This is a genomic window from Allorhizobium pseudoryzae (assembly GCF_011046245.1).
Taxonomy (GTDB): Bacteria; Pseudomonadota; Alphaproteobacteria; order Rhizobiales; family Rhizobiaceae; genus Neorhizobium; species Neorhizobium pseudoryzae.
Genome location: NZ_CP049241.1, coordinates 2623955 through 2637808 on the forward strand (window position 1 = coordinate 2623955; position 13854 = coordinate 2637808).

Genomic DNA, 13854 nt, shown 5'->3' on the forward strand with positions numbered 1-13854 from the left:
ATTGTGTCGCCAGAGATCACACAAAAGGTTGACCATGACTTATCTGGGCGTATCTGGAATGCAGTATTCTGGCGAACAGTTTCCGGAGGCCCGCATTATTGTCGCGGAAGACTCGAACGTCTTCACGTCGATGATCCGCCAGCGTTTGAAGGAGATCTTCGGGATCGAAGCCGAGATCTGCCGGACCTACGAAGATCTGATGATGGCCAATGAACTGTCGGAGGAGCCGGTGACACTGGCGATCTCCAACATCAACCTTCCCGGTGCCGAAAACGGCGAGGCGCTGGAATATCTGCTCGATCTCAACATCCCGACCGTCGTATTCACCGGCACCTTCCAGGAACACACCCGCGAAAAGCTGCTCGCCAAGGACATCGTCGACTACATCCTCAAGGACAACGTCTTTGCCGTCGAAATGCTGGTCGAATCGGTCTGCCGCTTCCTCACCAACCACCGTCACCACGTGCTGATCGTCGATGACAGCCCGACGGCGCGTGCACTTCTGTCCACCCGTCTCAAGCGCTACAATTTCCGCGTCAGCGTTGCTGAAAGCGGGGCCAAGGCGATCGAGCTTCTGAAGAAGAATGCCGATATCGGCCTCGTCGTGACCGACTACAACATGCCGGACATCGATGGTTTCGAACTCACCCGCCGTATCCGCTCGGTGCGCGGTTCGCACGAACTGCGTGTCATCGGCGTTTCCTCCTCGACGGACCGTCTGCTGTCGGCGCGCTTCCTGAAGGCCGGCGGCAATGACTTCATGCTGCGACCTTTCATTGACGAAGAGTTCTATTGCCGCGTTAACCAGAACCTAGACACTCTGGTGCAGATTAAGTCCATGCAGGCCGCCAACGAGCGTCGTCCTGTTGGAAAGGCCGCGGTGCCGGCGTAAGCGTAGGAAGGAACCGGCATGCCGTATGTTCAGCAGATCGTTGCACCAAAGCGCGATCGAAAGGACGGACCGGTTCTTCTCGTCGAAGATTCCCGCACCTTCGCGTCCATCCTCTCCTATCGCTTTCGGGAGGAAATCGGCCGCAGTGTCGTGCATTGTGCTTCGATGCCGCAGCTTGAAGAGACGCTGAAGCGCGGTGAACAGAATTACCCGATTGCCGTCGTTGACCTGAACCTTCCCGGCTCTCCGCATGGGGAGGTCCTCGACCTCGTCATCCGCTATGGCATTCCGGTTGTCGTCTTTACCGGCAGCTTCGATCTTGGCGCCCGCGAGCGCATCCTGGATCGGCATGTCGTTGATTATGTCATCAAGGACAACGAGCGCGCGTGCGACATGATTGTCGAATCGGTGCGCCGCGCGCTGGCCAATCGTGACGTCCGCGTGCTTCTGGTGCACGAGCCTGGAGAGGCGCGCGATCAGCTTGCCGCGCTGTTGCGGGCACAGCTTCTCACCGTTGTCGAGGTGGCGACAGGCGAGCAGGGCCGTACGCTCATCGAGATCAATCCCGATATCGAACTCGTGCTGATCGGTCAGCATCTGCCGGACATGGATGGTCTGCAGTTCTGCCGGCGCATCCGCCGCAAGCATGGCGACGATCGCCTGCGTGTCATCGGCATCCTGCCGACCGCAGACCGGTTCCTGTCCGTCGGCTTCATCAAGGCGGGCGCCAACGATGTGATCTATCAGCCGTTGCTGGTCGAAGAGGTGCAGTGCCGTGTGGCGCACACCATCGATACGCTGTCGCAGATGAAGCAATTGCGCATCGCCGCAGCGAGCGACTACCTGACCGGCCTGTTCAATCGGCGCTATTTCTACATGATGGGGCCGGACCTTATCGAGAAATGCCTGCAGACCGGCGTTTCCTGTTCCATGGCGCTGATCGACATTGATCATTTCCGCCGCGTCAACGACACCTATGGCAACGATCTCGGCGATGCCATCCTGACCGGGCTTGCGACACGCATGCAGCAGCTGGTGGACATGGACCAGAATCTTGTCGCACGGCTCGGTGGGGAGGAGTTTGCCCTTCTTCTGCACGGCATGGACGGCGCGCGTGCCTCGATCTTCTGCGAGATGCTGCGCCAGGAGCTCGCCAAGCTCCGCTTCGTCGCTGGCGCGCAGGAGGTGTCCGTGACCGTCTCGATCGGCGTGGCCGAGATCGAGGCGCGCGAGACATTCGACAATTATCTCAACGCTGCCGACCAGTTCCTGTTCATGGCGAAGCAGAGCGGCCGCGACCGCGTCTTCTCCGACCACTGGATGCGCGTCATGGGAGAGGCCGGACAATCCCGCCGCCCGCAGCCTTTCGAAACGGGCGGCGACGTTCTTTACCTCACCTGAGCCGTTACACCACGACGCCGGTGCGCGACGGGTTCATCGTCAGTTTCCGTTCCGCGCGTTCCTGCTGCGGCGAGCGGTTATAGACCTCGCGATAGCACTTGGAAAAATGCGAAGCGGAGACGAAGCCGCAGGCGACCGCCACTTCCACCACCGGCATGGAGGATTGCACCAGCAGGTGTCGCGCCCGGTCGAGCCGGATTTCCAGATAGTAGCGTGCCGGGGAGCGGCCCATTTCCTGGCGGAACAGCCGCTCGATCTGGCGCCGCGACAGGCCGACCGCATCGGCAATCTCGACCAGCGATAGCGGCTCGGCCAGGTGGCCTTCCATCAGTTCGATGATCGACAGCACCTTGCCGTTCTGCACACCAAGGCGCGCCCGCAGCGGCAGGCGCTGGCGGTCGTGCGGGTTGCGCACCCGGTCCGTCAACTGCTGCTCGCAGACGCGGTTGACCAGCGTCTCGCCAAAATCCTGGCCGATCAGGTTCAGCATCATGTCGAGCGAGGCGGTGCCGCCGGCGCAGGTGTAGAGATTGGCATCCACCTCGTAGAGATCGGCATAGACCTCCACCTGCGGGAAGGCCTCCGCAAAACCGGGCAGGTTTTCCCAGTGGATCGCGCAGCGCTTGCCGTTCAGCAGTCCTGCCTGGGCCAGCACATGCGCGCCCGTACAGAGGCTGCCGACCGCGACGCCGCGGTTATAGGTCTCGCGCAGGAAGGCATTGACCGACTTGTTGTTGAACTCCTCGACATAGACGCCCGAACAGACCAGCACCATGTTGGGGCGATGTTCGCCACCCAGGTTGCGGCGTTCGTCGGCGAGCGACGAATTGACTTCAATGGCAATGCCGCTCGACGAATAGACCTTTTCGCCATCCGCCGATGCCAGCCGCCAGTCATAGGCGGGGTAACCCAGCATGCGATTAGCGATCCTCAGGGTTTCGACGGCGGCTGCAAACGGCAGCATGGTGAAATGCGGAACGAGAAAAAAGACGAGCGTACGCTTCTTGGCAGGGGGCTTGTTCATCGAGGGTCGGGCTCCGTGGCGGCTCGATATTCCTCGCGTGGAATTGCGGTTTCTCAATGTCCTGTCTGCGACATTTAAGTCGGGATCTGCGCCTGCATACGGAAAGGGATGGGTTTCATTGTCCCCTGTGCGACAACCCGCGCCGCATATTTGCGCATATGACCGGAAGTCGTGCGCCGCTGGGTGCAAAAATAAGGCACGGCATGAAAAAGGCCCCTGTCTCCCTCAGGCGAGACAAGGGCCCATCAGGACACGGTGCCGGCATATCAGTGGAGCTCGCGTGCCGTGGTGTTGCGGGCAGGCCAGCCAATGTCCTTGCGGACATCGAAGGGCAGGCTGGCAATTTCCCGCGCCGTGCGGCGGGAGGCATACTCCCTGCGATGCCTTGCAACGGCCTCGCTTGCCCGGCTCAACTGGGCTTCCAGCCAGATCAGGGCACGGTGGGTGCGTGAGGGGGATCGATGATCGATGATCAGGGTCATTGCGGTTCCTTTCTCTGCTGGTGACCTAAACCAGGATTGCGCCGATCCAGATGATCAATCAAACGAATGGATTTTATATCATCCATCAGACTTGGTGACGTGTCTGGAGGCCCTGAGAAGATGGTTCCTGGTTGACGATCAATCAAACGAAATGATATGGTTCTTATGTTCATTTATTTTGAAAGAGAGCCCGATGAACGCACCCTTCCGCCATGCGCTTCCGTTGCTCGACAACGACGTCCTGAAGACTTTCGTCGCCATTGCCGACACCGGGAACTTTTCGACGGCGGCGGAGGCTGTGCTGCGGACGCCGTCTGCGGTCTCCATGCAGATCAAGAAACTGGAGGACCAGCTGCGCACGACGCTCTTCCTGCGGGATGCCCGCTCGGTGACATTGACGCCGCATGGCGAGATGCTGCTATCCTATGCGCGCCGCATGATCGCACTCTCCAACGAGGCGGTGTCGCGCTTTGTGATGCCGGAATTATCCGGTGTGGTGCGGTTGGGCGCCGCGGACGATATCGCCGAGCGCCTGCTGCCCAGCATTCTTAAGGATTTTTCGGCCAAGTTTCCGGGCATCATGGTGGATGTGACCGTCGATATGAGCATGAAGCTTCGTCGGCGCATGGAGGAGCAGAGGCTCGATCTCGCCCTCGTGAACTATTCCTGTATGTCGCAACTGCCCGTGGGCGAGGTGGTCTATCAGGACCGGCTGGTCTGGGCGGGTGCCAAATGCGGCACGGCGCATCTGCGCGACCCTCTGCCGATCTCGATCTGGGAAGAGGGCTGCATCTGGCGCCAGGCGGCCGTCAACGGGCTCGAGCAGATGAAACGCGCCTACCGGATCGCCTATCTGAGCTCCAACACGATGGCGCAGCGCGCCGCGGTGGTCTCGGATCTGGCGATTGCGCCATTCCCGCGCTCCTACATCACCGATGACATGGTCGTTCTTGGATCGAAGGAAGGTTTGCCCGAACTGATGTCCTTCGATATCCGACTGCTGTCTGCGCCCCAATTGTCGGTGCCGGCGAAGGCGGTGGCCGAACGCATCCGGGATGCCTATGTGGATTACGAGAAGGCAGCCGCCTAAGCTTTCGCGGCTAAGGCGTCCTGCAGCCGGCCTGGCCTTGGGTCGGCTGCAGATCGGATGAACTCATACAACAGCCATCACCACGATGGCGAACAAGGCCGTTACGGATGTGACCACAAAGCCGAAGCGGACGAACATGCGACGGCGGTAATCACTCCCGGTCCAGTCATACTGCATATTGCGGCCTTTCCACCTGCCGCACCCGAGCTCGTCATGAACGGGCCGGTGGTTCCGGCGGACTGTGCATTCCGCCTCGTTTGCTAATATAGGCGGCAAAACCTGCGCGAGACTGGCGCCTGACGGGTTGCAAGTCTCCGTCCTTCGGGCGGATCACCAGATGTTGCGCGACAGGCCGTGGAAGAGATAGGTCCAGACCGGCGGCGGAAAGCGCAGCACGGAGCGGCCGGACGGGCTGTAGGGCTGCGCCGTTCTGTCCAGCACGTTTGACAGAACCTCCACCGTTGCTTGCGTACCTGCCGCCGTCAGCAGCAGCGGATAGGTGGAGATCGTGTCATCCGGCGCGGGCTTCACGCGGATCTCCGCCAGCGTCGCGCCGGTATCGGTGCCGGCATCGACGAGGTGCAGGGTCGCGCCGAAATTCTCCTCTTCGCGTTCCACGCGCGCCCAATAGCCGCCCATCTGGCCGCGATAGGCGGGATTGATCCCGGCATGGAAGTTGACGACGGGGCAGGGGATGGCGGCCAGCGTGGCACGGGTCAGCAGCCGGCAGGAGATCGTCAGGACGATGTCCGGCTGGAGTGCCGCAATCGCGGCATGGGCCTGCGCATCATTCAGGGAGGAGACGCGGGTGACCGGGATGGAGGGATTTTCCTCGCCCGATCCACCGTAGGACGCGAGGATTTCTAAGGTTCTGCGGTTCGCCACACGCTTGCCGAAGCGTGACACGATCATTGTCGCCAGTTGTCCGAGCGCCGTCAGCCAGCCGAGCCGGCGGGCACGCCTTTTCAGGAGTGTCGACTTTGATTCGTATCTTTCCTCGATCACGGCCATGTTGGGGAAATGTCGGGCAAGCGCGTTGATCATGACCTGCGGATTTTGTCCGCCCGCCGTCAGCACCACGAGTTTTGCGTTGGTGTTGTCCTGTCTCATCCGTCCTCGCCAGATCCGTGTGGCAAGTGTCGCCGGTCGCAGGCAATAAGTCGTTAACGAAGGGGAGGGTGTGTTCACATTCGCGTGGGCCGTCGCGTGAACTTTTTCGCTCCTCGAACGTTCCAGTGCCGGAAACATGATTTCCAAGCGGATCTGGCTCAATTCTTCTGGAGTTTACAACATGGTCAAGTCAATCTTCGTCGTCGCAGCGCTCGCCACCACCATGCTTTCGCTGACGTCCTGCGGCAACACGATCCGCGGCATGGGGCAGGACACCGCCAACACGGTGAATGCCACGCAGGATGCCGGCCGCCGTGTCGAGAAGGCCGCCCAGTAACCTTTTCCTCGATCCTGTCCCTGAGGATCATCCATGCCGCCTGCCGCCGCATCTTTGCGGTCGCGGGCGGCATTTCTGTTTGTTCAGACGGGGGCCTTCGGGTAGGCCCGTTCCATGCCGCCGGAGCGAACGAGGCCCTCGCGGAAGGCCTGATAGGCCGGATGCTGGCTTGATTTTGCGGCTTCCATCAGACGGATCTGGATGCGCCCCGGCGCGCTGTTGCCCACCCATTCGCCGGTCTTCTGCAGCTTCAGCGAATTGAGGAAGCGGCTTTCCGATGCGCGGTCGAGGAAGAGGTGCAGTCCGTCGAGCAGGGTATCGTCCGACTTCGGGTTTTCCATCATCAACTGAAGCCAGGACTTGTTGTCGTCGGAGAAACCGTTGAGGGCGTCTGCGACGGATTCGCGGGTTCCGATGGTGGCCATGCTGCTCATGTTCGTCTCGCGTCTTTCTGTCCGCGATCTCCCCGCCTCATATTGAAGCCCTGCCTCCTGCCGTCGCCGCTTTGCGCGAAAGGAGCTGGGTTTGGAGATCACGTGTTGCCATTCCCTGCACAAAGCGCCGCAAGCAGCGCTTCGTGCAGTTTCCAGCCTTTCTCAGATCCGCCTTGTGTCAGCCTTGCCCGGGGGCAAGGCGGCTCATTCTGCCGCGAGGCTTGCCACCTTGTCGTGGTCGGCGGGCGTCACCATCGCCCCGATCAGGCTCTGGAGATCGAGTTGCCCGACCGGCTTTCCCTCGCCGGTGACGATCTGGACGGTGGAAACGCCGGCGGCGGTCATGGCCTTTGCCGCCTCCTCCAGCGTCGTTCCGATAGGAATCGGCATGCCGATCTGGGCGCTCCCCGGCGACGCCGCCGCAAAGGCCGTCATCACCGTCTGGACCTGGATCACCCGGCCTCGATTGACCTCGCGCACGAAGGAGGCGATGTATTCGTCCGCCGGGCTCAGCACGATCTCCTGGCCGCTCCCCTGCTGGATCACCTCGCCATCGCGCAGGATGGCGATCTTGTCGCCGAGCCTCAGGGCTTCGTCGAGATCATGGGTGATGAAGACGACGGTCTTTTTCAGTTCCGCCTGCAGGTCGAGCAGAACCGTCTGCATATCGACGCGGATCAGCGGGTCGAGGGCCGAATAGGCCTCGTCCATCAGAAGGATGTCGGCATCGTTGCTCAGCGCACGGGCAAGCCCGACGCGCTGTTGCATGCCGCCGGACAACTGGTTCGGATAATGGTTCTCGTAGCCGGAGAGCCCCACGCGGTCGATCCAGTGCTGGCCCTTCTTCGTGCTCTCGCTGCGCGGCACGCCCTGGATGTCGAGGCCGTAGACGGTGTTTTCCAGTACGGTCCGGTGCGGCAAAAGCGCGAATTTCTGGAACACCATCGCTGTCTTGTGGCGGCGGAACTCCCGCAATTCCTTCATGCTCATGCGGCAGACGTCAGTGCCGTCATAAAGAACCTCGCCCACCGTCGGCTCGATCAACCGGTTGATGTGGCGGATGAGGGTGGATTTGCCGGAACCGGAGAGGCCCATGACGACGGTGATGCCGCCGGCGGGCATGGAAATGTTGATGTCCTTCAGGCCCAGCACGTGGGCGTGCTTTTCATTGAGTTCGGCCTTGGACATGCCGTCCTTGACCGATTGCACATGCCTTTGCCCGTCCGGCCCGAAAATCTTGTAGAGGCCGCGAATTTCGATGCCGTGGCTAGCCATGCACCACCTCCGTGTGTTTCTGCAGGCGACGGCCAAAGGTCTGGCTGGCGCGGTCGAAGATGATGGCGATCGCCACAAGCGCAAAGCCGTTCATGAAGCCGAAGGTGAAGAACTGGTTGTTGATGGCCTGCAGCGTGTTCTTGCCGAGCCCGCCGACGCCGACCATGGAGGCAACCACGACCATGGCAAGCGACATCATGATCGTCTGGTTGATGCCGGCCATGATGGTGGGGAGCGCCAGCGGCATCTGCACGTTCCACAGTTTCTGCCCCGGCGAGGATCCGAAGGCATCGGCCGCCTCCAGCACGTCGCGGTCCACGAGGCGGATGCCGAGATTGGTGAGCCGGATCATCGGCGGCACCGCATAGATCACCACTGCGATCAGGCCCGGCACCTTGCCGATGCCAAAGATGACGACAACAGGAATGAGATAGACGAAGCTCGGCAGCGTCTGCATCACGTCGAGGATCGGGTTGATCACACCTTGGACGCGGTCGGAGCGCGCCATCACGATGCCGATCGGAATGCCGATCAGGATCGCGATCAGGGTCGAGACCGTCACGATCGCGAGCGTCACCATCGTGTCTTCCCAGAGGCCGATGAGCCCGATCAGCGTCATGCCCAGCGCCGTGCCGATGGTGATCGCGACACTGCGGCTTGCCAGATAGACGATGACCAGCATGACGGCGAGCACGAGGATCCAGGGCGAATTGACGAAGAGACGCTCCAGTGCGTTGAGAAAGATCTGCAGCGGCTGCACCACGGCATCGATGAGGTGGGAATATTCCCGGACGAGGCCGCGAAAACCGTCGTCGATCGTCTTGCGCGCCAGGCGGATATAGGTGTCGCTGACGGCTGGAAAATTGCACAGCGCGTCCGGCAGGATGGAACAGGAGGCCATCAAATTCCCCTTCTTGGTCTTGTCGTCGTGCCGGGTGTCGCCAGCACCGTCAATCGGCGATGCGCTGTTCTGTCAGCGTTCGGCGGTTGCGGTCATTGCGGCGGCAAACGGTGGTTCGGCCCCGCGCCGGGGAGGGCGGGGCCAACGGCGTCCAGGGGACGGATCAGAGCGCGGCCTTGATCTTGTCCGCGACATCCGGTGCAACCCACTTGGTCCACATGTCCGGATAGGTCTTGAGGAAGTGGCGTGCCCCATCCTCGTTCGTGCCCTGGTTGCCATCCATCCAGGCGAGCACCTTGCCGACCGTCTGGTTGTCCCACTGGCGTGTCTTGACATAGTCCATGGCGACGCCGGCCTTTTCGGAGAAGCTCTTTGTCACGACGGTGAAGACATCCGAGACCGGATAGGAATTGACCTTGGGCGAAGGGCAATCGGGGATCGCCGTGCACTTGTCCCATTCGGCCTTTTCGTGCGGTACGCCGAACGAGAGGCGCACCATGTCGTATTTGCCGAGGATCGCGGTCGGAGCCCAATAATAGCCCAGCCAGCCTTTCTTGTTTTCGAAGGCATTGGCGATCGAGCCATCAAGACCGGCGGCGGAGCCGGTATCGACCAGTTCAAAGCCCGCCTTCTTGGCATCGAGTGCGCGGTAGAGATTGGCCGTCGAGACCTGGCAGTTCCAGCCCGACGGGCAGTTGGTGACTGCGCCCTTGGACGCATCTTCGGGGGCAGGGAAAAGTTCCGGATGCTTCAGCGCGTCCTGCACCGTCTTGATGTCGGGATGCGCGTCGGCGAGGAACTTCGGGATCCACCAGCCTTCGACGCCGCCATCGGAGAGAAGCGGTGCGGCCTGGATCAGGCGGCCTTCGGAGATGGCCTGGTCGAGCGCGGTGCGGACCGCGTTGACCCACAGTTCCGGCGCCATGTCCGGCTGACTCTTTTCGTTCATCGAGGTGAAGGTCGGCATGGTGTCACCGGTGACCAGCGTCACATTGCAGCCGTATCCCTTCTCCAGAATGATCTTGTCGACATGGGCCGCCACACCGGCGGAGGCCCAGTTCATTTCGGCGATCGAAACATCACCACAGTCTGCCGCCTCAGCCGAGCCGGCCATGGCGTAAAGACCCGCAACGAGTGCGGTGGAAGCGAGGAGCTTTTTCATTGGTCTTAAGACCTCCCAGTCTTAACTTGACTTCATTTACATCGGGCACACCAGATTCACGAAACAACGAGCCCTGATAGTGTTCGTGCATGACGAACATTACCGGTTGACGGGCCGGTTGAGCCCGGACTCCGTCAAGACCTGTCCGCGTAATCGGCGTCTGCCGGACTTACGCTTTGGTTGTGACAGTGGTTAAAGCCTACGGGTTCCTTGCGGAAAATCAACCTTTTCAGGCGCTTCTTCTATTAGCAGTGCGTGAAGTCCCTTGCGTTTGAAGGGATTTTTTCCTGTGATCTTTTGAGCGTTTGCCCGAATTCTGGGCAAGCTGCGTCCGTGTTTGATGGAGAAGATCAAGCTCGCGTGACTTGTCACCGTCCACGTTTGACAAGCGCTGTTCGAAAAGCGGCGCGGTTGCGCCATCGCAGGCTTTGGCAGCACGCAAAAAAAAATTTGAGACAGGCGAAAAAAGATGCGGGAGCTAACGGCTCGGTAAGAAATGAGCGGGTATCAGTCGTGCGTGGCCAAGCCGCGAAGGCTCCGGATGGGTAGTGCGTCCCGGAGCCATTTTCCCTCTCCCGCTTCCTCGCTGGAGTGGCGCTTCAGAAGAGCTTGCGCGATGGCGCGCCGCGGCTCCTGTCTTTTCAACCGTGATTGCCGATCCGAATGAAACGTAGCCAGTGCCGGCGCGTGTCCAGCTGGCTGAGACGGCTTTCCGTCCGCGGTGCGGGTGCCTTGGAGCCCCAGGCGATGGTGATGCCGTCGCCTGACTTGAAAAGGTAGAGCATGGGTGTTCCTCGCGGCGTGCGTCTGGTCCTTCCAGCGCATCGTTGTTTGCGCCTCGGGGATACGCCTTTCCGGTTGTCTTTGTGCATGGAGACTGCGACGGCCTGCGTCGCAAATAGGATGATGCGATCTCCGTTGCCGTTTCGAACATTGACAGGACGCGGCTCTTCGCGCAGTTTTGACAGACGGGCAACCGGTCGCCATCCCTCTTTCGATGGCGGCAGCGGATAGCAGGGGCTGATAGCCGCATGGGGCGGCGGGTTCCTTACCCTTCGCTGAGCCGGGGCCTGCGTCAATGCGCCATGATCAGCCGGGCGGCGACCTCTTGATCTACGAATTCGCCGCTTTTCATGGACACGCTTTTGCGCAGGCCGGCCCCGCGTTTCCCTTCCCTTTGCAGGTTTCCCCATGACATCCAGTCCATCCGGCCCGTCCGCCCGCAGGATCAGCTTCGTGCTGGGCGGTGCGCGCTCCGGCAAGTCGCGCTTTTCCGAAGATCTGGCCGACAAAACCGGCCTGGAACGTCACTACGTCGCCACCTCGCAGATTTTTGACGAGGAGATGCGGGCTCGGATCGATCGGCATCGGGCGGATCGCGGCGAGGGCTGGGTGACGCATGAGGAACCGGTGCGGCTGGCGGAGGTCCTCGTCGAGGTCGCACAGCCCGACCGTATCGTGCTCGTCGATTGCCTGACGCTCTGGGTAACGAACCTGATGATGGCGGAGGCGGATGTGGACGCTGAGGGCCGGGCGCTTGTCGAGTCCCTCGCGCTGCTGTCCGGTCCGGTGATTTTCGTCTCCAACGAGGTCGGGCTCGGGATCGTGCCGGACAACCGCATGGCCCGCGCCTTCCGCGATCATGCCGGCCGCCTGCACCAGAATCTGGCGGCGGCGGCGGACGAGGTGTTTTTCATCGCCGCCGGACTGCCGCTGAAGATGAAGGGCTGAGGCTCAGAGACCCAGAAAGATCCGGATCGGATGCGCCGGATCCGACAGAAGCTTTGCCGCCATCGCGATGCAGGAGATCACCAGCAGCGGCTTGATGATCTTCGCGCCGCCGCGCATGGCGAGCCTCGAGCCGATCTGCGCCCCGATCAGCTGGCCGACGCCCATCATCAGGCCGAGCTTCCAGAAGATCGCGCCGTTGATGGCAAAGACGCAGAGCGAGCCGAGATTGGAGCCGAGGTTCAAAAGCTTCGTATGGGCGGTTGCCTTCAGCATGCCGAAGCCCGCCAGAAGCACGAAGCTCAGCATGTAGAAGGAGCCGGCGCCGGGGCCGAAGATGCCGTCGTACAGCGCCACCGCCGGCACGGCAAAGGCGGCGAACAGGCCGGTCGTTAGGCGCCGCGTGCGGTCCTCGTCGGAAAGGTTCGGCTTCAGCGCAAAGAACAGCGCGATGCCGACGAGCAGGAAGGGGATGGCGGCGCCGAGAAAGCGGCCCGGCACATGCGAGGCGATGAGCGCGCCGACACCGCCGCCGACAAAGGCGATCAACGCCATCGGCACCTGCTCCTTGAGGTTCACGTGCCCGCGTCTCGCATAGGCGATGGTGGCCGATGCCGCGCCGAAAGGACCCTGCACCTTGTTCGTGGCGAGCGATTCGAGGGGCGGACGACCGGCGAGCAGCAAAGCCGGGATGGTGATCAGTCCGCCGCCGCCGGCAATCGAATCGATGAAGCCGGCGAGGATCGCCACGAGGAACAGGAGCATCAGGATCTGGGGGGCAAGGTCGTGCACGGGGGGCTCGCATGTGGTGAGAAGCGCGCTCTTCTGGCACCGCTCGCCGTCGCTGACAAGCCGTGCGGCCACGACATTCCGCGTCTCTGGTCTAGCGTTACACTTGCGTCTTGGCCACGCGGCGTTATGGTGCGCCGCTTTCCAGATCCCGCAGGACACTTTCCCATGCACAAGGTCATATTCGACACCGATCCCGGCATTGACGATGCCATGGCGCTGCTTTTCCTGCACAAGCACCCGGACATCGATCTCATCGGCGTCACCACCGTCTTCGGCAATGCACCGATCGAGATCACCACGCGCAATGCGCTTTATCTCGGCGAGGCGTGGACTATTCCGGCACCGGTCGCCAAGGGCGCCGGCCAGACCTTTGATCCGGCGCGTGGCGGCAGCTACTGGCCGACCGCCATCCACGGCCATAACGGCATCGGCGACGTGCCGTTGCCGGATAAGGTCGCGCGTGAAGCCGACCTGAGACCGGCCTACCAGTTCATCATCGATACGGTGCGCGCCCATCCGGGCGAGGTGACGCTGATCGCGGTCGGCCGCATGACCAATCTGGCCCTCGTTCTAAAGCACGATCCGGATGTGGCGGCGCTCGTCAAGCAGGTCATCATCATGGGCGGGGCCTTTGACTTGAATGGCAATGTGTCGCCTGCGGCGGAAGCCAATATCCATGGCGATCCGGAAGCGGCGGATCTCGTGTTCACAGCCCCCTGGCGCGTCGTGGTCGTCGGTCTCGATGTGACGATGAAGACGGTGATGACCAGCGGCTATCTGGCCGACATGGTGGCAACGGGAGCGCCGGAAATCCAGCTGCTCTCCGACATCTCGCAGCTCTACATCGATTTCTACAAGACGCGGGTCGGTGACGGCATGGTGGTGCATGACAGCTGCGCCTGCGTCTATCTTGTCCGCCCCGACCTGTTTCAGACCCGCAGCGGCCCGATCCGTGTCGTCTGCGGCGGCATTGCCGATGGCCAGACGATTCAGAAACCGGATGGCCGCACCTTCCCGCCCGGTCCCTGGGACGGGCATCCGAGCCAGCTGATCACCACCGGCGTCGATCCGGACGGGGTTCTTGCCGTCATCCGCGCCGCCCTGGTGGAAGGCCGGGCTCTTTAAGCGGCTTGCCGCTTCCGATTGCCATTGGGCAACAGTAAAGGTGCAAAATTCCGCCCCCGGCGTCGCAGGCCATTGGCATCGAAGCCGGTTTTCCCTATGTG

Annotated in this window: 15 protein-coding genes; 6 read left to right on the top strand and 9 right to left on the bottom strand. The window is 61.6% G+C overall.

Annotated features, from left to right (window positions below):
- Positions 1-34 precede the first annotated feature (34 nt).
- Together G6N78_RS12685 and G6N78_RS12690 are read left to right on the top strand one after the other, a co-directional pair.
- On the top strand, positions 35-892 hold the full coding sequence (locus tag G6N78_RS12685) for a response regulator (RefSeq protein WP_165218900.1): 858 nt from the start codon (positions 35-37) through the stop codon (positions 890-892).
- 18 nt (positions 893-910) lie between these two features.
- A complete protein-coding gene (locus tag G6N78_RS12690; RefSeq protein ID WP_165218902.1) occupies positions 911-2293 on the top strand; it encodes a diguanylate cyclase in 1383 nt (460 codons plus the stop codon).
- A 4-nt stretch (positions 2294-2297) separates the two neighbouring features.
- Here G6N78_RS12690 and G6N78_RS26050 read toward each other — a convergent pair whose 3' ends face one another.
- Positions 2298-3317 (bottom strand): GlxA family transcriptional regulator, encoded by a 1020-nt coding sequence (locus G6N78_RS26050; protein ID WP_165218904.1) that lies wholly within the window; start codon positions 3315-3317, stop codon positions 2298-2300.
- Positions 3318-3583: 266 nt separating this feature from the next.
- Positions 3584-3799, bottom strand: a complete 216-nt coding sequence (locus G6N78_RS12700; RefSeq protein ID WP_165214239.1) for a hypothetical protein — start codon at positions 3797-3799, stop codon at positions 3584-3586.
- 151 nt (positions 3800-3950) lie between these two features.
- Here G6N78_RS12700 and G6N78_RS12705 point away from each other — a divergent pair, with 151 nt between their 5' ends.
- Positions 3951-4889 (top strand): LysR family transcriptional regulator, encoded by a 939-nt coding sequence (locus G6N78_RS12705; protein WP_370691419.1) that lies wholly within the window; start codon positions 3951-3953, stop codon positions 4887-4889.
- 330 nt (positions 4890-5219) lie between these two features.
- Here the strand turns inward: G6N78_RS12705 and G6N78_RS12710 are convergent, their stop codons facing one another.
- Entirely contained in the window at positions 5220-5999 is a 780-nt protein-coding gene (locus G6N78_RS12710) for a formyl transferase (RefSeq protein ID WP_165218908.1), read from the bottom strand.
- Positions 6000-6222: 223 nt separating this feature from the next.
- Here G6N78_RS12710 and G6N78_RS12715 point away from each other — a divergent pair, with 223 nt between their 5' ends.
- A complete protein-coding gene (locus tag G6N78_RS12715; RefSeq protein WP_234905959.1) occupies positions 6223-6336 on the top strand; it encodes an entericidin domain-containing protein in 114 nt (37 codons plus the stop codon).
- Between the two features lie 83 nt (positions 6337-6419).
- On the opposite strand, the gene G6N78_RS12720 is transcribed toward G6N78_RS12715, so the two are convergent.
- From G6N78_RS12720 to G6N78_RS12740, 5 genes are all read right to left on the bottom strand, one after another.
- Positions 6420-6770 (bottom strand): hypothetical protein, encoded by a 351-nt coding sequence (locus tag G6N78_RS12720; RefSeq protein ID WP_165218914.1) that lies wholly within the window; start codon positions 6768-6770, stop codon positions 6420-6422.
- A 204-nt stretch (positions 6771-6974) separates the two neighbouring features.
- Positions 6975-8045, bottom strand: coding sequence for a quaternary amine ABC transporter ATP-binding protein (locus G6N78_RS12725; protein WP_165218917.1), 1071 nt, complete (start codon positions 8043-8045; stop codon positions 6975-6977).
- Positions 8038-8946, bottom strand: a complete 909-nt coding sequence (locus G6N78_RS12730) for an ABC transporter permease (protein ID WP_165218920.1) — start codon at positions 8944-8946, stop codon at positions 8038-8040. Before G6N78_RS12730 ends, G6N78_RS12725 begins: the two co-directional genes overlap by 8 nt.
- Positions 8947-9109: 163 nt before the next feature.
- Complete coding sequence (locus G6N78_RS12735) at positions 9110-10108, bottom strand: ABC transporter substrate-binding protein (protein ID WP_165218923.1); 999 nt, start codon at positions 10106-10108, stop codon at positions 9110-9112.
- Positions 10109-10749: 641 nt separating this feature from the next.
- On the bottom strand, positions 10750-10893 hold the full coding sequence (locus G6N78_RS12740; RefSeq protein WP_165218926.1) for a hypothetical protein: 144 nt from the start codon (positions 10891-10893) through the stop codon (positions 10750-10752).
- A gap of 406 nt (positions 10894-11299) precedes the next feature.
- On the opposite strand from G6N78_RS12740, the gene cobU reads away from it, so the two are divergent.
- A complete protein-coding gene (gene cobU, locus G6N78_RS12745) occupies positions 11300-11839 on the top strand; it encodes a bifunctional adenosylcobinamide kinase/adenosylcobinamide-phosphate guanylyltransferase (protein ID WP_165218929.1) in 540 nt (179 codons plus the stop codon).
- Positions 11840-11842: 3 nt separating this feature from the next.
- Here the strand turns inward: cobU and G6N78_RS12750 are convergent, their stop codons facing one another.
- Positions 11843-12628: a TSUP family transporter gene (locus G6N78_RS12750; RefSeq protein WP_234905960.1), complete on the bottom strand. Its 786-nt coding sequence runs from the start codon at positions 12626-12628 to the stop codon at positions 11843-11845.
- 165 nt (positions 12629-12793) lie between these two features.
- Between G6N78_RS12750 and G6N78_RS12755 the strand changes: the two genes are divergently transcribed.
- The gene (locus tag G6N78_RS12755; protein ID WP_165218932.1) at positions 12794-13753 is read left to right on the top strand and encodes a nucleoside hydrolase; all 960 of its coding nucleotides are present in this window, start codon (positions 12794-12796) and stop codon (positions 13751-13753) included.
- Positions 13754-13854: the final 101 nt, after the last annotated feature.

Bases quoted from the DNA above. Each gene is read 5' to 3' on its own strand.
- G6N78_RS12690 (WP_165218902.1), top strand. From the start codon at position 911: ATGCCGTATGTTCAGCAGATCGTTGCACCAAAGCGCGATCGAAAGGAC.
- G6N78_RS12720 (WP_165218914.1), bottom strand. From the start codon at position 6,770: ATGAGCAGCATGGCCACCATCGGAACCCGCGAATCCGTCGCAGACGCC.
- G6N78_RS12740 (WP_165218926.1), bottom strand. From the start codon at position 10,893: ATGCTCTACCTTTTCAAGTCAGGCGACGGCATCACCATCGCCTGGGGC.
- G6N78_RS12755 (WP_165218932.1), top strand. From the start codon at position 12,794: ATGCACAAGGTCATATTCGACACCGATCCCGGCATTGACGATGCCATG.
- G6N78_RS12715 (WP_234905959.1), top strand. From the start codon at position 6,223: ATGCTTTCGCTGACGTCCTGCGGCAACACGATCCGCGGCATGGGGCAG.
- G6N78_RS12700 (WP_165214239.1), bottom strand. From the start codon at position 3,799: ATGACCCTGATCATCGATCATCGATCCCCCTCACGCACCCACCGTGCC.
- G6N78_RS12710 (WP_165218908.1), bottom strand. From the start codon at position 5,999: ATGAGACAGGACAACACCAACGCAAAACTCGTGGTGCTGACGGCGGGC.
- G6N78_RS12685 (WP_165218900.1), top strand. From the start codon at position 35: ATGACTTATCTGGGCGTATCTGGAATGCAGTATTCTGGCGAACAGTTT.
- G6N78_RS12730 (WP_165218920.1), bottom strand. From the start codon at position 8,946: ATGGCCTCCTGTTCCATCCTGCCGGACGCGCTGTGCAATTTTCCAGCC.
- G6N78_RS12705 (WP_370691419.1), top strand. From the start codon at position 3,951: ATGATATGGTTCTTATGTTCATTTATTTTGAAAGAGAGCCCGATGAAC.
- G6N78_RS12725 (WP_165218917.1), bottom strand. From the start codon at position 8,045: ATGGCTAGCCACGGCATCGAAATTCGCGGCCTCTACAAGATTTTCGGG.
- G6N78_RS12735 (WP_165218923.1), bottom strand. From the start codon at position 10,108: ATGAAAAAGCTCCTCGCTTCCACCGCACTCGTTGCGGGTCTTTACGCC.
- G6N78_RS26050 (WP_165218904.1), bottom strand. From the start codon at position 3,317: ATGAACAAGCCCCCTGCCAAGAAGCGTACGCTCGTCTTTTTTCTCGTT.
- cobU (WP_165218929.1), top strand. From the start codon at position 11,300: ATGACATCCAGTCCATCCGGCCCGTCCGCCCGCAGGATCAGCTTCGTG.